This is a genomic window from Burkholderia sp. HI4860 (genome assembly GCF_002223045.2).
GTDB lineage: Bacteria > Pseudomonadota > Gammaproteobacteria > Burkholderiales > Burkholderiaceae > Burkholderia.
On the sequence record NZ_NKFO02000001.1, the window covers coordinates 893,332 to 913,159 of the forward strand.

Here is a 19,828-nt window from a genome sequence, read left to right on the forward strand (position 1 = left end):
GGGCGAACGTGAAAACGAAAAACGGGCGGCCGTGGCGGCCGCCCGTTTCGTGAAGCACGCCTGCGCTTAACCGCCGTGCTGCTGTGCCTTGAACGCGAGGCGGAACTGGTGCAGCAGCGGCTCGGTATAGCCGCTCGGCTGCGACGTGCCCTGCAGCGCGAGCGCGCACGCGGCCTTGAACGCGGTCGACTGATCGTAGCCGGGCGCCATCGGGCGATAGTTCGGGTCGCCGGCGTTTTGCTGGTCGACGACGCGCGCCATCCGCTTGAACACGTCGAGCACGAATGCCTCGGTGATCACGCCGTGGCGCAGCCAGTTCGCGATGTGCTGGCTCGAGATGCGCAGCGTGGCGCGGTCTTCCATCAGGCCGACGTCGTGGATGTCGGGCACCTTCGAGCAGCCGACGCCCTGTTCGACCCAGCGCACGACGTAGCCGAGGATGCCCTGCGCGTTGTTCTCGACTTCGCTCAGGATCTCGGCTTCGCTCCACGCGGCGCGCTCGACGACCGGCACGGTCAGCAGGCCCTCGAGCAGCGCGTCGCGTTCGCTGGCGTACGGCGTCTTCTCGAGCTCCTGCTGGACGGCCTGCACGTCGACGAGGTGGTAGTGCAGCGCGTGCAGCGTCGCGGCGGTCGGCGACGGCACCCATGCGGTGTTCGCGCCGGCGCGCGGATGCGCGATCTTCTGCTCGAGCATCGCGTGCATCAGGTCCGGCATCGCCCACATGCCCTTGCCGATCTGCGCGCGGCCGCGCAGGCCGGCCGACAGGCCCGCGAGCACGTTGTTGCGCTCGTACGACTGGATCCACGCCGACGACTTCATGTCGCCCTTGCGGATCATCGGGCCCGCTTCCATCGCGGTGTGCATCTCGTCGCCGGTGCGATCGAGGAAGCCGGTGTTGATGAACGCCACGCGTGCGGCGGCCGCGGCGATACATGCGGCGAGGTTCACGCTGGTGCGGCGCTCCTCATCCATGATGCCCATCTTCAGCGTGTTGCGCGGCAGGTGGTACAGATCCTCGATGCGCGCGAACAGCGTATCGGCGAACGCGACTTCGACCGGGCCGTGCATCTTCGGCTTCACGATGTAGATCGAGCCGGTGCGCGAGTTGCGCCTCGCCTTCAGGTCGTGCAGCGAGCACAGCACGGTGACGACGCCGTCGAGGATCCCTTCCGGAATCTCGTTGCCGTCGCGGTCGAGCACCGCGCCGTTGGTCATCAGGTGGCCGACGTTGCGCACGAACAGCAGCGAGCGGCCGTGCAGCGACAGCGTGCCGCCGGCAGGCGTGGTGTACTCGCGATCGGCGTTCAGGCGGCGCGTGAAGGTCTTGCCGCCCTTCGCGACTTCCTCGACCAGCGTGCCCTGCATCAGGCCGAGCCAGTTGCGGTAGAGCTGGACCTTGTCTTCCGCGTCCACCGCCGCGACCGAATCCTCGCAGTCGATGATCGTGCTGACCGCGGCTTCGAGCACGACGTCCTTCACGTTCGCGAGATCGGCGCGGCCGATCGGCGTCGACGCGTCGATCTGGATCTCGAGGTGCAGGCCGTTGTGCTTCAGCAGGATCGCGGACGGCGCGTCGGCCGCGCCCTGGTAGCCGACGAACTGCGCCGGCTGCGCGAGGCCCACGATGCCCTTCGCGGTTTCGACGGCGAGCTGGCCGTCCTGCACGCGGTAGCGCAGTGCGTCGCGGTGCGAGCCGCTCGCGAGCGGCGCCGCGTTGTCGAGCACGTTGCGCGCGTAGTCGATCACGCGCTGGCCGCGCGTCGGGTTGTAGGCCGTGGTGCGTTCGGCGCCGCCGTCTTCAGGCAGCGCGTCGGTGCCGTACAGCGCGTCGTACAGGCTGCCCCAGCGGGCGTTCGCGGCGTTCAGCGCGTAGCGCGCGTTCGACAGCGGCACGACGAGCTGCGGGCCGGCCTGCGTGGCGATCTCGCTGTCGACGTTCGCGGTGGCTGCCGCGACGTTCGACGGGGCCGGCACGAGGTAGCCGATCTGTTCGAGGAACGCGCGATACGCGGCGTGGTCGCGCACGGGGCCGGGGTGCGCACGGTGCCAGGCGTCGAGTTCCTGCTGCAGGCGGTCGCGTTCCGCGAGCAGCTCGCGGTTGCGCGGCGCCAGGTCGTGCACCAGGGCCGAGAAACCGCTCCAGAACGCGGCCTTGTCGATGCCGGTGCCCGGCAGCGCTTCGTTTTCAATGAACTGGCTCAGCGCTGGCGCGACTTGCAGTCCTGCTTGGTCGATCATCGTTAATCCTCCCGGGGAAAAAATCGCGCGCGGCTTTGGCTGGTTACGCTGCGACGCTTTGTGTGCCGGCGCGGGCGATCTGCGCGTCCTGTTCGGACTTTACGCCAGACACGCCGATCGCGCCCGCGATCCGGCCGCCGACCGTGACGGGCACGCCGCCTTCGAGCAACCCCGTCAGCGGCGCGCTGAGAAACGCGGTGCGGCCACCGTTGATCATATCCTCATACGCCTTCGTCTCGCGCCGGCCGAGCGCCGCCGCGCGCGCCTTGTCCTGCGCGATATACGTGCTGGCCGGCGATGCACCGTCCAGGCGCGCAAAGGCGAGCAGGTGGCCGCCGTCATCGACGACGGCGATCGACACCGCCCAGCCGTGGCGCTCCGCTTCCGCGCGGGCGGCGGCGAGCATGCGGTCGGCATCGGCGAGTTCGAGTTCGGGTTTCGTCTGCATGGCAATCCTCCGGAATCCGGTCAGTTGACGAGGTGGTTGTCGACGAGCTCGATCCAGTGGCGCACGGGCGTGCGGCCCGCGCCGTTCAGGTGAGTCTGGCAGCCGACGTTGGCCGTGACAATCAGGTCCGGCCGCGCGGCTTCGAGCGCGTCGAGCCGGTTGTCGCGCAGTTTCGTCGCGAGTGCGGGCTGTGTCAGCGAATACGTGCCGGCCGAGCCGCAGCACAGATGGCCGTCGGCGACATTCGTCAGATCGAAGCCGAGCTGCGTCAGGATGCGTTCGACCGCGCCGCCGAGGCGCTGCGCGTGCTGCAGCGTGCACGGGCAATGCACCGCGATGCGGCGTGGCGTCGGCCCGGCCAGCGCGTCGAGCGGCTCGGCCGCGATCACCTCGGCCAGATCGCGCGCGAGCGCGCTGACGCGTTGCGCCTTCTCCGCATAGACGGGGTCGGAGCGCAGCAGGTCGCCGTATTCCTTGACGAAGGCGCCGCAGCCGCTCGCCGTCAGCACGATCGCTTCCGCGCCGGCTTCGATCGCGGGCCACCAGGCGTCGATGTTGCGGCGTGCGCGGGCGAGGCCGGCTTCCTGCGCGTTCAGGTGATAGTCGGTCGCGCCGCAACAGCCGGCTTCGCGCGCCGGGCTCACGCTGATGCCGAGCCGGTCGAGCACGCGCGCGGCGGCTGCGTTGGTGTTCGGCGACAGCGACGGCTGCACGCAGCCTTCGAGCATCAGCACGCGCCGTGCGTGGCGTACGGGCGGGCGCGGTGCGGCCGCAGGGACGGCGGCCGGGATCTTGTCCTGCAGCGTGCCGGGCAGCAGCGGGCGCAGCGCGCGGCCGGCCTTCAGCAACGCGGCGAACGTCGCCGGGCGCGGCACGACATGCCGCAGCCCCGCGCGCAGCAGGCGCTCGCGCGCGGGCCGCTGCGCGCGCTTCTCGGCTTCCGCGCGGCCGATGTCGAGCAGCGTGTGATAGCGCACGCCGGACGGGCAGGTCGTCTCGCAGTTGCGGCACGTCAGGCAGCGGTCGAGATGCTGCTGCGTGCGCTCGCCGCACGGCTCGCCTTCGAGCAGCTGCTTGATCAGGTAGATGCGCCCGCGCGGCCCGTCGAGCTCGTTGCCGAGCACCTGGTAGGTCGGGCAGGTCGCGTTGCAGAAGCCGCAGTGCACGCACGCGCGCAGGATCGCTTCCGCTTCGTCGGCCCGGGCGAGGGCCTTGCTTGCTTCGCTGAGATTGGTTTGCATCGGCGGGTCGGGATCGGGTCGCGTCAGAAGTCGGCGTACAGGCGGCCGGGATTGAAAATCGCATGCGGATCGAGCTGCGCCTTGAGCTGCCGGTGCACGCGCAGCAGCGCGGGCGGCAGCGGCTGGAACGGCTCGCGCGTCGTGCCCGGGGTGAAGCAGGTCGCGTGGCCGCCCCACTGCGCGGCGAACCGCTGTACGTCGGCCGGCGCGGTATCGCTCTTCAGCCAGCGCTGTGCGCCGCCCCAGTCGACGAGCTGCGCGCCGGGCAAGGCGTCGAGCGGTGCGGAGGCGGGCACCGACACGCGCCACAGCGGGCGCGGATCGTCGAAGAACGGCAGCGCCAGGTCGCGCAGCCGAGCCCAGAACGCATCGTCGCGATCATCCATGCGCTCGCCGCCGATCGTGTCGCGCGCGGCCTTCACCGAGCCCTCGCCGCCTTCGATCCGCACGTGCAGCACGCCGTCCGCGTGGCATGCGCCCGCGAGCGGCAGCCCCGCGCGACGCCATGCGGCAACGCGCTGCACGGCTTCGTCCACGCCAAGCTGCAACGCGAGATCGCCCGTCGCGCGCGGTTTCGGCAGCACCTTCAACGACACCTCGGTCACGACGCCGAGACAGCCGAAGCTGCCTGCGAGCAGCCGCGAGACGTCGTAGCCCGCGACGTTCTTCATCACCTCGCCGCCGAAGCGCAGGTGCTTCGCGTGGCCGGTGATCACGCGGCAGCCGAGCACGAAGTCGCGCACCGCGCCGGCCCACGGGCGGCGCGGGCCCGACAGCGCCGCCGCGAACATGCCGCCGACCGTTGCCGTGCCGCCGAACGTCGGCGGCTCGCACGGCAGCATCTGGCCGGCCGCGTCGAGCATCGCTTCGAGATCGGCGAGCGGCGTGCCCGCGCGTGCGGTGACGACGAGCTCGGTCGGGTCGTACGACACGACGCCGCGATGCGTGCGCACGTCGAGCGTGCGGCCTTCGACGGGGCGGCCGAGGAACGCCTTCGTGCCGGCGCCGCGGATGTGCAGCGGCTGGCGATCGTGGATCGCCGCGTCGACCTGCGCGACGAGCGCCGCGCTGTCGTCGATCGATTCGATTTCGCGTCGCATCAGAAGCGCTCCAGTTCGGGAAACGGCAGCTTGCCGTGATGGACGTGCATCGCGCCGAATTCGGCGCAGCGGTGCAGCGTCGGGATGTTCTTGCCGGGATTTAGCAGGCCCTGCGGATCGAACGCGGCCTTCACCGCGTGGAAGAAAGTGATCTCGTCGGCATTGAACTGCACGCACATCTGGTTGATCTTCTCGCGGCCGACGCCATGCTCGCCGGTGATGCTGCCGCCCGCCGCGACGCACAGCTCGAGGATCTTGCCGCCGAGCGCTTCCGCGCGGTCGAGTTCGCCGGGCCGGTTCGCGTCGAACAGGATCAGCGGGTGCATGTTGCCGTCACCCGCGTGGAATACGTTCGCGACCCGCAGCCCGTATTCGGCGGACAGCGCGGCGATGCCTTCGAGCACGCGCGGCAACTCGCGGCGCGGGATCGTGCCGTCCATGCAGTAATAGTCCGGCGACATGCGGCCGACTGCCGGGAATGCGTTCTTGCGGCCGGCCCAGAAGCGCTGGCGCTCGGCTTCGTCGCGTGCGACGCGGATCTCGGTTGCGCCCGCGTCGCGCAGCAGCGCGGCGACGCGTTCGGCGTCTTCGTCGACGTCGGTCGGCGAGCCGTCGAGCTCGCACAGCAGGATCGCCTGCGCGTCGACCGGGTAGCCCGCGTGGATGAAATCCTCCGCCGCGCGGATTGCGAGGTTGTCCATCATCTCGAGGCCGCCGGGGATCACGCCTGCGCCGATGATTCGCGCGACCGCCGCGCCGGCTTCCGCGACGTCGTCGAAGCTCGCCATCAGCACCTTCACGCTCGACGGCTTCGGCAGCAGCTTCACGGTGACCTCCGTGACGATGCCGAGCATCCCTTCCGAGCCGGTGAACAGCGCGAGCAGGTCGAAGCCGGGCGCGTCGAGCGCGTCGGCGCCGAGCGTGAGCGTCTCGCCGTCGATCGTCAGGATCTCGACCTTCAGGATGTTGTGCACCGTGAGGCCGTATTTCAGGCAGTGCACGCCGCCCGCGTTTTCGGCGACGTTGCCGCCGATCGAGCAGGCGATCTGCGACGACGGATCGGGTGCGTAGTAGAGGCCGTAGGGCGCGGCCGCCTGCGAGATCGCGAGGTTGCGCACGCCGGGCTGCACGCGCGCGATGCCGGCATCGGGGTCGATGTCGAGAATCCGGTTGAACTTCGCCATCACGAGCAGCAGGCCTTTCTCGAGCGGCATCGCGCCGCCCGACAGCCCGGTGCCCGCGCCGCGCGCGACCACCGGCACGCCGAGCGCGGCCGCGACGCGCAGCACCGCGCGCACCTGCTCGACCGTGTCGGGCAGCACGACCGCGAGCGGCACCGTGCGGTACGCGGCGAGGCCGTCGCATTCGAACGGCTTGAGCGCCTCGCGCTCGTGCAGCACGTCGAGGCCGGGCGCCGCCGCGTGCAGCGCGGCGACGAGTGTGTCGCGGCCGACGGTCGCCAGCGGGCCGTCGATCCGTTCGTCGTAGGTGAAACTCATCGGGGTTGTCTCCGTCTCCTTCATGCGGCGACCGCGCGATGGGCGGCGCGCCGGATGGACGGGATTCTTGGCGGGCGGCGCGCGTGTGTCCAGACGTGGTGAATGTGGTCATACCAGTTTTTGTGAGGCGATCGGAAAGCAGCGGTGTAGGTCGCCGTAAAACTGAATGGATAAAAGGGGTTGTGGGAAAATCGCCGATATCCTTTCTAAGTGGTCATACCAGTATGGAAATGCAGGATCGAGTGGGCCCGGTGCGGAACGTGGCCGACGTCGTTGCCGAGCGCATCGAGCAGCTGATCGTCGACGGCGTGCTGAAGGCCGGGCAGGCGCTACCGTCTGAACGGCGGCTGACCGAGAAGCTCGGCGTGTCGCGCACGGCCGTGCGTGAAGGGATGAAGTTGCTGCGCGCGCGCGGGATCATCGACACCACGCACGGCAAGGGCTCGTTCGTGGCGAGCCTGACCCCGCAACGCGAGATCACACCGATGATGCATCTGCTCGGCTCGCAGCCGCGCACGCTATACGACCTGTTCGAGGTGCGCGGGATGCTCGAGACGGAGGCCGCGCGGCTCGCGGCGCTGCGCGGCACGCCGGCCGATTTCATCCTGATCAAGCGTCGCTATGAAGAGATGACCGCGGCCGATGCGCAGGATCTCGACCCGGCCGCGCGCGCGAAGCTCGATCACGCGTTTCATCTGGCGATCTGTGAGGCGTCGCATAACCCAGTGCTCGTGAATACGCTGCAGTCGTTGACGGATCTGTTGCTGAGTTCGGTGTTTGCGTCGGTGAACAATCTCTATCACCGCGAGCCGTTGAAAAAGCAGATCGATCGGCAGCATGCGCGGCTTTATAACGCGGTGACGGGGCGGCTGCCCGATCAGGCGCGCAAGGCGGCGAGCGAGCATATCCGGCAATGCGTCGAGTATCTGCGGGAGATCGAGCAGGAGGAGCAGCGGTTGGTGCGGTCGACGCTGAGGCTCGAAGGGTGGACTTGAGGTCGGCTGTGCGTGGCGGTGTGTGTTGATGCGCATCACGCACAGTGGGTCGTCTGCAGACGCGTGTCACAGGGCCATGTCAGACTGTGAGCCATTCTTCGTGTGGCCCCGCTGCTGCCTGCCGTGATGCGTGGATGCCGTCGTGTGTGCAGTGCCTGACGGAACCACGCCGGACGAACCGGTGCGCCACGCTTCCCGAAACGGAGGACATCGCATGTCGAACCGGACCCACGACGACGGGCACGACGCCCGTCCCGCCAAAGCAGGGGACGAATCCGTGGATGCGCAGCGCGACGCGTTGCTCACGTTGCTGAACGAGCTGCTGGAAGCCGAGCGCGCAGGTGCGCGGGTTGCGTCGGAGACGGCGGCGGAAATCGACGATCCCGAACTTCGTCGGCTCGTGGCTGGGATTCGCCAGGATGAGGCGCACTGGTGTGCGGTGCTGGTCGACGCGATTCGGTCGCTCGATGCGACGCCGACGCACGCTACCGGGGCGTTCTATGAGAAGGCGATGGCGATTGATGGTCTGCCGGAGCGGCTGGCGTTCTTGAATCGTGGGCAGCGTTGGGTGGTGAGGAAGCTGCAGGCGTTGCTGCCGACGCTGGCGCAGCCCGACATGCACCATGCGCTCACGCAGATGCTGGTGTCGCATGAGAAGAACATCGGGTCGATTGATGTGCAACTGCGGATCAAGGGTGGTGGCCCGAGTGCGCCATAGCGACGGTGGTGCGAAAGACGTTGTTTGCGGATGCCCGCAGATGTCGGACCCGCAAGGAACGGTCGCCCATATGCAACGCGGCCGTTCAGACTGATTCCGCCGGGCGCAGTGTTCAACGAAATGCCTGCCGGATTCCCAGCGCAATCATGAGCCCGCCACATGTGAGGTCGATCCACGCCTTCGCGCGACGATATGCGGTCGCGATCGCCGCGTGCGACAGAACGAGCGCGACTGCTCCGTACCAGCACGTCGCCGATGCACCGACAGTAGCCAGCATTGCGACGAACGTCGGCGTGGAAACATGGGAGGGTACCGCTGAGGAAAACACCGCCGCATAAAAGGCGATGGACTTCGGGGTCGCGATATTTGTCGCGATGCCTTGCAGGAACGCGCTGCGAAACAGCGGCGCCTTCGTTGGGTGACGTGACGCTGGCGGGGTTGAACGTGCCGACGCAACGAGCCGTAGCCCAAACCAGATCAGATAAGCCGCGCCAGCAAGCCTGACGCCGACAGCGAGCCACGGGAAAATGGCGAACACCATTCCGAGACCCAGGATGGCGCAAGTCGCCCAGAACAGATTTACCGTCACGATTCCGGCGACAAGCGCGAGCGCATCGGCCCGTGTGCCAGTTACCGCCTTGTGAGTGATTGCGACGAAGTTCGGCCCGGGTACGACGGCCCCTGCAGCATAGACAGAAGCGACCGTCGCAATAGCAGACCAATCAACCATTTGACGCCTCACTGAAATGGGGTCGTACAAAACATGGCGTTGCTTCATCAGCCGGTATTCTGAAGCAATTCACGACGGACCGCTGGTGGCAGCCGACATCTGGCTACTTTGCGTTGCCGAAAAATTGCTGACGCATTTTCGAGAATGCAGTGGGGTTGGGTCGAGTCCGCAACCATGCCAGTACGGACTGGCCGCACTCGAGTGCGTTTGTAAACGACGTATCGATGACGTGATCGTAGTGCCGGTCAGCATGAATCGAGTGGAATTGAGACTTTGCCAATCCGATCTTACGGTCGCCACGGGCAAGCTCGCGCTCGATCAGAATCTCGAGCGAACAAAAGACTCCGACGATGAAGACCGGGAGACCGACCAAGTCTTCGAGCATGTAGTGCCATGCATCGGATGAAAGGACATGGTCAACGATCACTGGCTGACCATGCCTGGAAAAAGTCGCGGCAGTGGCATTGATTGCTCGGCACAGCGCGGCCATACGAATCTCTATCTCCTGCTTCTCAACTTCCCAGTAGTTTGCTGGCTCCATGTGTCGGAACACGTCCAACTCCACGTGCAAATGATGCTCAATCAAGTTCTCGCATAAATACCTGGCCAGCGTACTTTTTCCTGCACTACTCGGACCGTTGAGCACAACGACGGCCCCGTATGGTCGATGCGGCAATTCCGTGATCGGCATAGAGGTACCCGTCAGTGGTCCGTGAATGCAGGCGGCGCTCAATTGTCGGCGAACCGAGATGCGATGTCGAACGGCTGCTTGCGGTTGAAAATGAGCGGCATATACCGCGTTCCCAGTCAATTTACGCCAACAAAAAAAGCCCGCCGAAGCGGGCAACCTCACGATGCGGAGGGGGAGATACGAATAAGCGTGGCCGCGTGCTTAACCTTTGGTCGCACCGAACGTCAGCCCCGCCACGAAATGCTTCTGCATTGCGAAGAACATCGCGACGGACGGCAACGCCGCCAGGATCGACCCGGCGGACACGAGGTTCCACGACGTCGTCCATTGCCCCTTCAGTGCGGCAACGCCAGCGGTAATCGGCGCGGCTTCATCCCCTTGCGTGAGACACAGCGCCCAGAAGTAGTCATTCCACACGAACGTAAAAACGAGAATCGCCAGTGCGGCCAGCGCGGGCCGAATCAACGGCAGCACGATCCGGTAAAACACCGTCCATTCCCCCGCCCCTTCGATCCTTGCCGCCTCGATCAACTCGAACGGCAACTGCTTGATGAAGTTGCGCAGGAACAGCGTGCAGAACCCGGTCTGGAACGCGACATGAAACAGAATCAGCGCCTCGACGGTATTGAACACACCGAGCCTGAGCGACAGATCCCGCACCGGAATCATCAACACCTGCACCGGCACGAAGTTACCGGCAACGAACGTCCCGAACAGCGCCGTACTCCCGCGAAACTTGTAGGTCGCCAGCGCAAAGCCGGCCATCGCCGCGAGCGCAATCGCCCCGACAACTGAAGGCACCGTGATCTGCACGCTGTTCCAGAAGTAATGCAGCATCGGCGACGTCGTCAGCGCGTCGCGATAGTTCTCGATCATCGAGAAGTGCCGCGGCCAGCCCCAGTAGTGGCCTTCGACCAGTTCCTCGGTCGAGCGCACCGACGTGATGAACACGGCGATCATCGGCAACAGCCAGATCAGCAGCGCAACCGGCAGCGACAACTTGTACAGCCTGCGCGAGACAGGCTTCCATTGGGCAACGGGAGTCGGAAACATGATGGCCACCGGTCAGGTTATTGCTCGTTGCGCAACAGGCGGCGCAACTGGAACACGATGTAGACGAGCATGATCGCGAACAGCACGACCGCAATCGACGCGGAATAGCCGAGCCGGTAGTACTTGATCGCCTGGTCGTACATGTAATACGCGAGCACGGTCGAGCTCTCGAACGGGCCGCCGCTCGTCATCACCGAGATCAGGTCGAAGCTGCGCAGCGCGCCGATCACCGTGACGACGATCGCCATGAAGGTGGTCGGCCGCAGTTGCGGCAGCACGACGTGCCACAGCAGCGCGAAGCCGCGCGCGCCTTCCATCCGGGCGGCTTCGATCTGTTCCGGGTTGAGCGACGTGAGGCCGGTGAGGTACAGGATCATGCAGTACGCGGTCTGCGGCCACAGCGCGGCGAACACGATGCCGAACGTCGCGTAGCGCGCGTCGCCGAGCACCGGGATACCGTGCCCGGCGATCAGCGCGAGCAGGCCGAACGTCGGATCGTAGAACCACGAGAAGATCAGCCCGACGACCACGCCGGACAGCACGAACGGCGCGAAGAACAGCGACTTCACGAGCCGGATGCCGGCCACCGCCTGGTTCAGGTACAACGCGAGCGCGAGGCCGAGCGGCGGCGCGAGCATGAAGAGCGCGAGCCAGATCACGTTGTTGCGCAGCGCGGTGTAGAACGTCGGCGCATGCAGCAGTTCGACGTAGTTCGCGACCCCGACGAAGGTGCGCTCGGTCATCCCGTCCCAGTTGTACAGGCTCAGCCACAGCGTCGACAGGATCGGCCAGATCACATAGACGGCCACCATCGCGCAGGCCGGCGCGAGAAAGAGCCACGCGGCGCGCTGTTGCCGCCGCACGGCAGGCGACGGGCGACGCGCGGGCAGGGCGGTGGCGGCGGATGCGCTGCGCGGCGGCGGCGCGGCGCCCGCGCCGGCGGGCGGGGGGGACGTGATCGGACTGGACACGGCAAGCCTCCTGAACGGGCACGGCGGCACGGGGCCGCCGGTTGAGTCACACGGTCACTTCTTGTAGATGCGCTTGCGGGTCTGTTCGAGTTGCGCGAGCACGGTATCGAGCTGCGCGGGATTCGCGACGAACTGCTGCATGCCCTTCATCCCCTCGTCCGCCATTTCCTTCGTCATGTCGCGGTCGTAGAACTGCGCGACGCCGCCCTTCGTGTCCGCAAGGATCCGGAAGCCGATGCGCGAGATCGGATCGGCCGGCTCGGGCGACTTGCTGTTGGCCGACAGCGAACCGAGCCCCTCCGCGAGCTTCGCGCCCATCTCGGGCGTTTCGACGAACGCGAGGAACGTGTGCGCGTCGGTCTTGTTCTTCGCCTTCGCCGGAATGTGCAGCGATTCGACCGGGCCGTCCTCGGCGGTCGGTACCTTCGGGTCGATGATCGGGAAGCGGTAGTAGCCTATTTCCTGCTTCACGTTCGGCGGAAAGCCCGCCGCGATGAAGGTGCCCATCAGCATCATCGCGGCCTTGCCCTGGAACAGGAACGGCTGCGCGCCGTCGAGATCGTACGACAGCGCGTTGTCGATGAAGTAGCCCGCGTCGATCAGCGATTTCCACGTCGTGTAGACCTTCTTCACGCGCGGGTCGGTGTACGGCACGTCGCCGGCCATCAGCTGCTGGTGGAACACGTTGCCGTTCACGCGCAGGTCGAGATAGTCGAACCAGCCGGCGAGCGTCCATGCGTCGCGGCCGCCGACCGCGATCGGCGTGATGCCGGCCGCCTTCAGCTTCTTGCACGCGTCGAGAAACTGGTCCCACGTCTTCGGCTCGTCGGCGATGCCGACCTTGTGGAACAGATCCTTGCGGTAGAACAGCCCCCACGAGTAGTAGACGGTCGGCGCGGCGTACTGCTTGCCGTTGTATGACGATGCGTCGCGCGTCGACGCGTACATCGCGCCCCAGCCGTTCTTCGTCCAGTCGCCGCTCAGGTCCTCGAACAGCCCGCGCTTCGCGTAGTACGCCATCCGTTCGCCCGCGTGCCAGTTGACGACGTCCGGTGCGACGGTCGTGAGCCAGGCGGGGAGCTGCACCTTGTACGCTTCCTCGTCGACGAAGGTCGCCTTCACGTCGATGTCGGGATGCGCCTTGTGGAACGCTTCGATCGTCGACTGCCAGACCGCGCGCTGGCTGGCGCCCTTGAACGCGATGTTGATCGTCAGCGTGCCGGCATCGGCGGGCGCCGTCATGCCGAGCGATGCCAGTGCGACAGCGGCGGCCGTGGCGAGCCGGGCGGCGGTGCGAAGGGGGCGATGGGTCATACGTGTCTCCAGTCCTGGGTGTCGTTGTGCGTGACCGGCGCGTCGTGGCGCCGGTCGCGGTTGCTACGAACGGCTTCGATACACGGCCACGTCCTGCGGCCCGACTTGCGCCGCGCCAAGCACGAACGCGGACGGCGGCACCGCGTCGATCGTGTGCGGTGCGTCGCCGTAGTTGAAAACGTAGGTCAGGCCGCCGCGGCGGCTCACGCGCACGCCGTCGCCGAGCGGGGCGGGCGCGAGGCCGGCTTCGGCCGCGACATCGGCGAACAGCCGAACGGTGGTCGCGTCGTCGAACAGCGCGGCCCAGTAGTGCAGCGTGCCGTGCGATACCCACGCCGGGTGGCCGTCGGTGAAGCGCGCAGGCACGACGCTGTGCGTGTCGTCGTGCAATTCGACGAAGTCGCGCCAGTGGCGTGCGGTGCCGGCGAGCGGCGCGCCGTCGCGCAGCGTGCCGTCGACCCGCTCGGTCACGTTCGGCCGCAGCGATTCGACGCGCCACACGCGCACCGGCAGGATCGACGCAAGCGGGCCGGGCGGCAGCGTCGACGGGATCTGCAGGTCGACGGTCTTCGAGCCGGTGCGCGGGCCGAGCACGACTTGCGCGCCGGAGGCGGCGAGCCGTGCGGCGAAATCGTCCGGGACGACCGGCAGCGGCGGCACGACGACGAGGCGGTAGCCGTCGAGCGGCGCGTGCGCGGACACGATGTCGACGTCGAGGCCGAGCGAGCGCAGCGCCGAGTAGTACTCGAACGCGAAGCGCGGGTAATGGAAATCGGCGCCCTGCGGCTGCACTTCGAACAGCCACTTCGCTTCGTAATCGAAGACCAGCGCGACGGGGGCGCGTACGTCACCGTCCGCATCCGCGCCGGCGTCGTGCACGGTCGCGATCTCGTGCGCGACGCGCTGCGCCTCGCGGCCGCCTTCGTCGAGCTGGTCATCGGGGGTATGCAGGCCCGCATGCATCTGCTCCTGCGCGAACGGCGCCTGCCGCCAGCGGAAGTACGACACGCAGCCGGCGCCGTGCGCAAACGCTTCCCAGCTCCATAAGCGCACCATGCCCGGCAGCGGTGCAGGGTTCCACTGCGCCCAGTTCACGGGGCCCGGCTGCTGCTCCATCACCCAGAACGGCAGCTTCGACATGCCGCGATAGAGGTCGTGATTGAACGACGCGAAATCGGGATGGCCGGTGCGCAGCCAGCGCGCCTTCACGTCGGGTGCGAACCACTGCTCCTCGAGCGCGCCGAGCGGATAGCTGTCCCAGGTCGCGATGTCGAGGTCGCGTGCCACCTTGTAGTGATCGAACTCGGTGAACAGCTGCATGAAGTTGTGTGCGACCGGGCGGCCCGGCGAGTGCGCGCGGATCACGTCGACCTGCATCCGGTGATAGCGCGCGACTTCGTCCGACGCGAAGCGTCGGTAGTCGAGGCGGTGCGACGGGTGGGCCTCGGTCACGGTGCCGACAGGCGCGTCGACTTCATCGAAATGGCGATACTCCATGCTCCAGAACACGGTGCCCCACGCGCGGTTCAGCGCGTCGATCGTGCCGTAGCGCGCCTTCAGCCACGCACGGAAGCGCACGAGCGCGGCCGGCGAGTAGCTGACGACGGTCTGGTGGCAGCCCAGCTCGTTGTCGGTCTGCCAGTAGCGCACGGCCGGGTGGCGGCCGTAGCGTTCGGCGACCGCCGTGCAGATCTGGCGCGACGCGTCGAGATAGGTCGGCGACGAGAAGTCGTAGTGGCGGCGCGAGCCGAACGCGCGTGGCCGGCCGTCCGCACCGATCGCGAGGATGTCGGGGTGGCGATCGACCAGCCATTTCGGCGGCGTCGCGGTGGGCGTGCACATCACGATCTCGAGGCCGGCCGCGCCGAGCACGTCGACCGCGCGATCGAGCCAGCCCCAGTCGTATTCGCCCGGCGACGGCTCGATGCGGCTCCACGCGAATTCGGCGATCCGCACCTGCTCGATGCCGAGCGCTTTCATCCGGCGGGCATCGTCGGCCCACATCGTTTCCGGCCAGTGTTCCGGGTAGTAACAGACTCCGAGGCGCATGCCCGATCCTTATGCGTAATGGTGAACGTGGACGTCGGCGCACGCGGGCACCGCGCGGCCGTCTTCGGTGAAGAGATGGCAGGCCGCGGCCGGCGCATGCACGCGCACGCGTTCGCCGCTGCGCACCTGCGCGTCGCCGGGCACCTTCGCGATGAGCGAGTGGCCGCCGGGCTGGTCGAGATGCACGTAGGTCTGTTCGCCGAGGCGTTCGACAAGTGCGACGTCGCGCGCGAGCGACGTCGCGTCGTGCGCGACGCCGAGCGTCAGGTGTTCGGGGCGAATGCCGAGCGTCACGGTGGCGCCCGCGCCGAGCGCCGAGCCATCACGTGGCAGTACGAAGGTTTCGCCGGACGGTGTGAGCGTGACGGTCGTGCGACGCGCATCGCAGGCGGTCACGACGGCCGGCAGGAAGTTCATGCGCGGCGAACCGATGAAGCCCGCGACGAAGCGGCTCGCCGGGTGGTGGTAGAGGTCGAGCGGCGCACCGACCTGCGCGATGCTGCCGTGCTGCGCGGTATCGGCGCCGGCGTGCAGCAGCACGATCTTGTCGGCGAGCGTCATCGCTTCGGTCTGGTCGTGCGTCACGTAGACGACGCTCGCGCGTTCGAACTGCCGGTGCAGCTTCGCGATTTCGATGCGGGTCTGGCCGCGCAGCGCGGCGTCGAGATTCGACAGCGGTTCGTCGAACAGAAACACGCCGGGCTCGCGCACGATCGCGCGGCCGATCGCGACGCGCTGCCGTTGCCCGCCCGACAACGCCTTCGGCTTGCGATCGAGCAGCGTGTCGAGCTGCAGGATGCGCGCGGCATCGCGCACCTTCCGGTCGATCTCGGCCTTCGGCACGCGCGCGAGCTTCAGCCCGAACGCCATGTTCTCGTAGACCGTCATGTGCGGAAACAGCGCGTAGCTCTGGAACACCATCGCGACGCCGCGTTCGGCGGCCGGGACGTCGTCGACGCGGCGGCCGTCGATCGACAGTTCGCCCGCGCTCAGGTCCTCGAGCCCGGCGATCATCCGCAGCAACGTCGACTTGCCGCATCCGGACGGCCCGAGGAACACGCAGAACTCGTGCGCGCCGATCTCCAGATCGACGTCGCGAATGACCGGCGCGTGATCGCCATAGGCTTTCTGCACGCGCCGCATCGAGATGCTCGCCATTGTCTCCGCTCCATGTTCTAATGCGCTTTCATCAGTGATTAAGCGCTTAATCATCGCGATCAAAAAAGAGGCGATGCAATCGCGGCCGAGTCGCGCCCGTCGGTCGGGCGGCAGGGTGTGCGGCGATAGTGCGCCGCTTCGGTGAGCGAAGCAAATACTGGATAGACGTCTCATATAGTGAGCAAGCAATGGCAACCCTGGATGAAGTGGCGCGACGCGCCGGCGTGACGGCCGCGACCGTGTCGAACGTACTGCGCGACCGCGGCCGGGTGGGCGAGGCGACGCGGGCGCGGGTGCTGGACGCCGTGGCGGCGCTCGGGTATCGCCCGCATCTCGCCGCGCGGGCGCTGGCGGAGGGGCGTGCGCCGACGGTCGCGCTGATGGTGTCGAGCATCGCGAACCCGTTCTACCCGGAGTTCGCGCTGGCGGTCGAGCGTGCGGTGCGGCGCAACGGGCAGTTCCTGATCGTCTGCAACACGAACGAAGATCCGTTGCAGGGGCGTGCGTATCTCGACCAGATCGCCGGCACGATCTCCGAAGGTATTCTCGTGACGAATGCGAACCTGCATCTGCCGGATCTGCGCGACGTGGCGGCACGCGGCGTGCCGGTCGTGCTGTGCCTGTGGGAGCGGCCCGAGGCGCCGCCCGACGGGTTGCCGTGTGTCGCGATCGATTTCCGCGAGGCGGGGCGGATCGCGACGCGGCACTTGCTCGAACTGGGCCACGAGCGCATCGGCGTGATCATCGGCGGGTCGGCGAGCGGGGTGCAGGCGGCGCGCTACGACGGCTTCGTCGACGTGATGCGCGAAGCGGGGCTCGACGCGTCGATCGTCACGGCCGAGCCCGATTCGATCGAAGGCGGCGTGCGCGCGGCCGGGTGGTTGCTCGACGCGCACCCGCGGTTGACCGCGCTGGTCGCGACCAACGACCTGCCGGCGATCGGCGCGATGCATGCGGCGGCCGATCGCGGCCGGCGTGTGCCGGATGATCTGTCGATCGTCGGGATCACCGACATTCACCTGGCGAGCGACACGCGGCCCACGCTGACGACCGTCGCGATCCCGACCGCGGAGGCCGCCAGGTTGGCGGTCGAGCTGCTCAATGCGCTGCGCGAGGCGGGGGGCCAGCGCGACGCGGCGTCGAGCGTGCGTGTCGCGTCGCTACCGAGGCTGGTGGTGCGGGGTACGACGGGTCGTGTGGCGGGCGGGGGCGCGGCGCCGTCGACATGATGCGTGGTGGCGGCGAGTAGGTCGAGGTCGCGGTCGTGATCGTTGCGCCCCGGTATCGGGTGGCGCCCGCCTTGGCAAACGGCACACGGCAAGCGGCAAACGCACCGCCGTCCTCACCCGCCTTCGACGAGCCGCATCACGATGCTTCTGGCCGATTCCAGATGCGCGACCGTCATCGAGCGCGCCGCGCGCGCATTGCGTTCGCGGCACGCCTGCAGGATCTCCTCGTGCTCGACCTGGAACGACGGCGTATCCGCAAGCAGCGTGGCCTGCAGGCGCTCGTACCGTTCGACCTGGCTGCGCAGCTCCGTGATCGTCTTCAACTGCCGTGCGTTGCCGCAGCACGAATACAGCAGCGCGTGGAATTCGCGGTTCAGTTCGCCCTGCCGGCGCGGCACGGCCGCATCGCCGAGCAAACGATGGACGAGCTCGGCGCGCGCAAGCGTCTCGTCGTCGAGCCGCTTCACGCTCCGGTAGATTGCGTCGCCTTCGAGCAGCGCGCGCAGGTCGTAGATTTCCTGCACGTCCGACGCACTCAGCATCCGCACGACGGCGCCACGATTCCTGAAGATGTCCAGCAAGCCTTCGCGCTCCAGGCGCTGGATCGCCTCGCGCATCGGAATCCGGCTGATGCCGAACCGGTCGGCCAGGTCGCGCTCGACGAGCCGCTCGCCGGCTTCCAGCTCGCCGTTGATGATCATGTCCCGTAACGAGGCGGCGACCGCGTCCGCCGTGGAATCGAGTTTGGCTTCCATGCCTGCATGTTCCGTCCATTTGGAATAATGGTATACCAAACGGGAATCCGGTGCCAAAATGGCGAGCGCAGGCGGGCTTCGCAAAACGACATCCGGCCCGGCCGAAGCAACCCACATCAATGGAGAGCGAGATGGCATCTGGCGAACACAAGTATCGCGTCGCAGTGGAATGGACGGGCAATCGCGGCACCGGCACGTCGGGGTATCGCGAGTACGGGCGGGATCATCTGATCCGGGCTGGTTCCAAGCCGGATATTCCCGGTTCGTCGGACGCGGCGTTTCGCGGCGATGCGTCGCGCTGGAACCCCGAGGATTTGCTGCTCGCGTCGGCGTCGGCGTGCCACAAGCTTTGGTACCTGCATTTGTGCTCGGAAGCCGGTATTCGCGTGCTTGCGTATGTCGACAACGCGGAAGGCACGATGCTCGACAGCGCAGATGAAGGCCGCTTCACGGAAATCGTGCTGCGCCCGCACGTGACGATCCAGGCCGGCGACGATCGCGAACGGGCGGCACATCTGCATCATGATGCGCACGCGAAGTGCTATATCGCGAACTCGGTCAATTTCCCGATCCGCTGCGAACCGGTGATCGAGTTCGCCGCCGCGTAGTCGACTGGAACCGCCGCGGCGACGTCACAGCGCGACACCGTAAACCTCCCGCGCCGCCGCGCGAATCGCATCGGCCATCATCGCGACGGCGGGCGAATGCAGCCGGTCGGTGCGCGTGATGATCCCGAAGTCGTCCATCCGGCAATCCATCTCCAGCGGCAGCACCGTGACGATCCCGTGCCGCGCGTAGTAACGCGCGACGTCCTCGGCCAGCACCGCGATCATGTCGCTCTGTTCGAGCAGTTGCGTGATGAACAGCAGCGCGGACGTCTCGACGAGGTTCGCCGGCGGCGCGAGACTCGCGCGCTGGAACACGAGATCGAAGCGGTGGCGCAGCACGCTGCCGGCCGGCGGCACGACCCACGCGGCGCGCTGCACGTCCGCGAGCGACAGCGGCGCTTGTGCGAGCAGCGGATGGCCGGGCCGCACGACCGCGGCCACCGGCTCGCCGGTCAGCGGCTCGTAGCGCAGCCGCAGCTTGTCGTGTTCGGCGGAGAGCCGGCCGATCACGATGTCGATTTTTTCCTGCGCGAGATGTTCGAGCAGCACGTTGCTGGTGTCGATCTCGACCGACACGTGCAGGCCGGCATGCGTGCCCTTCACCGCGGCGACGGCCGGCGGCACGAGCCGCAGGCCCGGTGACGTGATCGCGCCCACCGCCACATGGCCCAGATGGCCGGCCTTCAGCGCGGCCAGCTCCTCGTGGGCCTGGTCGAGGCTGCCGAGCGCCGCGCGCGCGTGGCGGATCAGCGCGTCGCCGTAGAGCGTTGGCCGCATCCCGCGCGGCAGGCGCTCGAACAGCACCGCGCCGATCGATTCCTCGAGTTCGCGCAGCAGCTTCGACGCGGCCGGCTGCGTCATGTTCAGCGCGGCCGCCGCGCGGTGAATGCTGCCTTCGTCGGCGAGCGCGACGACCAGCAGAAGCTGGCGCGTCTTCAGGCGGCCACGGTTTCCCCACGGGCTGGCTTCGGGCATCGTACGGGTTTATATCGATATCGGAATCGATATCGTAATCGCCAAAAACGTCA

General features: G+C 67.4%; 17 protein-coding genes and 1 pseudogene. 4 read left to right on the forward strand and 14 right to left on the reverse strand.

Going from position 1 to position 19,828, the window contains the following annotated elements:
* Positions 1-66 precede the first annotated feature (66 nt).
* Genes CFB34_RS04050 through glcD form a run of 5 tightly spaced genes read right to left on the reverse strand, consistent with a single transcriptional unit; the run spans position 67 to position 6,529 of the window.
* On the reverse strand, positions 67-2,241 hold the full coding sequence (locus CFB34_RS04050; protein WP_089443738.1) for a malate synthase G: 2,175 nt from the start codon (positions 2,239-2,241) through the stop codon (positions 67-69).
* A 43-nt stretch (positions 2,242-2,284) separates the two neighbouring features.
* Positions 2,285-2,689, reverse strand: coding sequence for a heme-binding protein (locus CFB34_RS04055; RefSeq protein ID WP_089443739.1), 405 nt, complete (start codon positions 2,687-2,689; stop codon positions 2,285-2,287).
* A gap of 20 nt (positions 2,690-2,709) precedes the next feature.
* Positions 2,710-3,930: a glycolate oxidase subunit GlcF gene (gene glcF / locus CFB34_RS04060; protein WP_089443740.1), complete on the reverse strand. Its 1,221-nt coding sequence runs from the start codon at positions 3,928-3,930 to the stop codon at positions 2,710-2,712.
* Between the two features lie 23 nt (positions 3,931-3,953).
* Positions 3,954-5,030, reverse strand: coding sequence for a glycolate oxidase subunit GlcE (gene glcE, locus CFB34_RS04065; RefSeq protein WP_089443741.1), 1,077 nt, complete (start codon positions 5,028-5,030; stop codon positions 3,954-3,956).
* Positions 5,030-6,529 (reverse strand): glycolate oxidase subunit GlcD, encoded by a 1,500-nt coding sequence (glcD, locus tag CFB34_RS04070; protein ID WP_089443742.1) that lies wholly within the window; start codon positions 6,527-6,529, stop codon positions 5,030-5,032. The genes glcE and glcD overlap by 1 nt, the downstream gene beginning before the upstream one ends.
* A 224-nt stretch (positions 6,530-6,753) precedes the next feature.
* Between glcD and glcC the strand changes: the two genes are divergently transcribed.
* Both glcC and CFB34_RS04080 read left to right on the forward strand, forming a co-directional pair.
* Positions 6,754-7,524, forward strand: coding sequence for a transcriptional regulator GlcC (gene glcC / locus CFB34_RS04075; RefSeq protein WP_089443743.1), 771 nt, complete (start codon positions 6,754-6,756; stop codon positions 7,522-7,524).
* Between the two features lie 280 nt (positions 7,525-7,804).
* Positions 7,805-8,242: pseudogene (locus tag CFB34_RS04080) on the forward strand (DUF6306 domain-containing protein); the annotation flags it as partial.
* 112 nt (positions 8,243-8,354) lie between these two features.
* Here CFB34_RS04080 and CFB34_RS04085 read toward each other — a convergent pair.
* The 7 genes from CFB34_RS04085 to ugpC form a co-directional block, all read right to left on the reverse strand.
* Positions 8,355-8,972: a LysE family transporter gene (locus tag CFB34_RS04085; protein WP_089443745.1), complete on the reverse strand. Its 618-nt coding sequence runs from the start codon at positions 8,970-8,972 to the stop codon at positions 8,355-8,357.
* 103 nt (positions 8,973-9,075) lie between these two features.
* Entirely contained in the window at positions 9,076-9,663 is a 588-nt protein-coding gene (locus CFB34_RS04090) for an AAA family ATPase (protein WP_089443746.1), read from the reverse strand.
* A gap of 201 nt (positions 9,664-9,864) precedes the next feature.
* Positions 9,865-10,716 (reverse strand): carbohydrate ABC transporter permease, encoded by an 852-nt coding sequence (locus tag CFB34_RS04095; protein WP_089443747.1) that lies wholly within the window; start codon positions 10,714-10,716, stop codon positions 9,865-9,867.
* A gap of 17 nt (positions 10,717-10,733) precedes the next feature.
* Complete coding sequence (locus tag CFB34_RS04100; protein WP_089443748.1) at positions 10,734-11,687, reverse strand: sugar ABC transporter permease; 954 nt, start codon at positions 11,685-11,687, stop codon at positions 10,734-10,736.
* A gap of 54 nt (positions 11,688-11,741) precedes the next feature.
* Positions 11,742-13,001 (reverse strand): extracellular solute-binding protein, encoded by a 1,260-nt coding sequence (locus tag CFB34_RS04105; protein ID WP_089443749.1) that lies wholly within the window; start codon positions 12,999-13,001, stop codon positions 11,742-11,744.
* 63 nt (positions 13,002-13,064) lie between these two features.
* Positions 13,065-15,050, reverse strand: a complete 1,986-nt coding sequence (locus tag CFB34_RS04110; protein ID WP_089443750.1) for a beta-galactosidase — start codon at positions 15,048-15,050, stop codon at positions 13,065-13,067.
* A 9-nt stretch (positions 15,051-15,059) separates the two neighbouring features.
* Entirely contained in the window at positions 15,060-16,208 is a 1,149-nt protein-coding gene (gene ugpC / locus CFB34_RS04115; RefSeq protein ID WP_089443751.1) for a sn-glycerol-3-phosphate ABC transporter ATP-binding protein UgpC, read from the reverse strand.
* Between the two features lie 188 nt (positions 16,209-16,396).
* Between ugpC and CFB34_RS04120 the strand changes: the two genes are divergently transcribed.
* The gene (locus tag CFB34_RS04120) at positions 16,397-17,437 is read left to right on the forward strand and encodes a LacI family DNA-binding transcriptional regulator (protein WP_089443752.1); all 1,041 of its coding nucleotides are present in this window, start codon (positions 16,397-16,399) and stop codon (positions 17,435-17,437) included.
* Positions 17,438-17,550: 113 nt separating this feature from the next.
* On the opposite strand, the gene CFB34_RS04125 is transcribed toward CFB34_RS04120, so the two are convergent.
* A complete protein-coding gene (locus tag CFB34_RS04125; protein ID WP_089443753.1) occupies positions 17,551-18,192 on the reverse strand; it encodes a GntR family transcriptional regulator in 642 nt (213 codons plus the stop codon).
* A gap of 131 nt (positions 18,193-18,323) precedes the next feature.
* Here CFB34_RS04125 and CFB34_RS04130 point away from each other — a divergent pair, with 131 nt between their 5' ends.
* Entirely contained in the window at positions 18,324-18,800 is a 477-nt protein-coding gene (locus CFB34_RS04130; protein ID WP_089443754.1) for an OsmC family protein, read from the forward strand.
* Between the two features lie 24 nt (positions 18,801-18,824).
* Here the strand turns inward: CFB34_RS04130 and CFB34_RS04135 are convergent, their stop codons facing one another.
* Positions 18,825-19,775, reverse strand: a complete 951-nt coding sequence (locus CFB34_RS04135) for a LysR substrate-binding domain-containing protein (protein WP_089443755.1) — start codon at positions 19,773-19,775, stop codon at positions 18,825-18,827.
* Positions 19,776-19,828: the final 53 nt, after the last annotated feature.

What these genes read in the sequence shown, in the direction of transcription:
- ugpC (WP_089443751.1), bottom strand. Translation starts at nt 16,208, where the DNA reads ATGGCGAGCATCTCGATGCGGCGCGTGCAGAAAGCCTATGGCGATCAC.
- CFB34_RS04110 (WP_089443750.1), bottom strand. Translation starts at nt 15,050, where the DNA reads ATGCGCCTCGGAGTCTGTTACTACCCGGAACACTGGCCGGAAACGATG.
- CFB34_RS04135 (WP_089443755.1), bottom strand. Translation starts at nt 19,775, where the DNA reads ATGCCCGAAGCCAGCCCGTGGGGAAACCGTGGCCGCCTGAAGACGCGC.
- CFB34_RS04105 (WP_089443749.1), bottom strand. Translation starts at nt 13,001, where the DNA reads ATGACCCATCGCCCCCTTCGCACCGCCGCCCGGCTCGCCACGGCCGCC.
- CFB34_RS04055 (WP_089443739.1), bottom strand. Translation starts at nt 2,689, where the DNA reads ATGCAGACGAAACCCGAACTCGAACTCGCCGATGCCGACCGCATGCTC.
- CFB34_RS04085 (WP_089443745.1), bottom strand. Translation starts at nt 8,972, where the DNA reads ATGGTTGATTGGTCTGCTATTGCGACGGTCGCTTCTGTCTATGCTGCA.
- CFB34_RS04120 (WP_089443752.1), top strand. Translation starts at nt 16,397, where the DNA reads ATGGCAACCCTGGATGAAGTGGCGCGACGCGCCGGCGTGACGGCCGCG.
- glcC (WP_089443743.1), top strand. Translation starts at nt 6,754, where the DNA reads ATGGAAATGCAGGATCGAGTGGGCCCGGTGCGGAACGTGGCCGACGTC.
- glcD (WP_089443742.1), bottom strand. Translation starts at nt 6,529, where the DNA reads ATGAGTTTCACCTACGACGAACGGATCGACGGCCCGCTGGCGACCGTC.
- glcE (WP_089443741.1), bottom strand. Translation starts at nt 5,030, where the DNA reads ATGCGACGCGAAATCGAATCGATCGACGACAGCGCGGCGCTCGTCGCG.
- CFB34_RS04050 (WP_089443738.1), bottom strand. Translation starts at nt 2,241, where the DNA reads ATGATCGACCAAGCAGGACTGCAAGTCGCGCCAGCGCTGAGCCAGTTC.
- CFB34_RS04095 (WP_089443747.1), bottom strand. Translation starts at nt 10,716, where the DNA reads ATGTTTCCGACTCCCGTTGCCCAATGGAAGCCTGTCTCGCGCAGGCTG.
- CFB34_RS04125 (WP_089443753.1), bottom strand. Translation starts at nt 18,192, where the DNA reads ATGGAAGCCAAACTCGATTCCACGGCGGACGCGGTCGCCGCCTCGTTA.
- glcF (WP_089443740.1), bottom strand. Translation starts at nt 3,930, where the DNA reads ATGCAAACCAATCTCAGCGAAGCAAGCAAGGCCCTCGCCCGGGCCGAC.
- CFB34_RS04090 (WP_089443746.1), bottom strand. Translation starts at nt 9,663, where the DNA reads ATGCCGATCACGGAATTGCCGCATCGACCATACGGGGCCGTCGTTGTG.
- CFB34_RS04130 (WP_089443754.1), top strand. Translation starts at nt 18,324, where the DNA reads ATGGCATCTGGCGAACACAAGTATCGCGTCGCAGTGGAATGGACGGGC.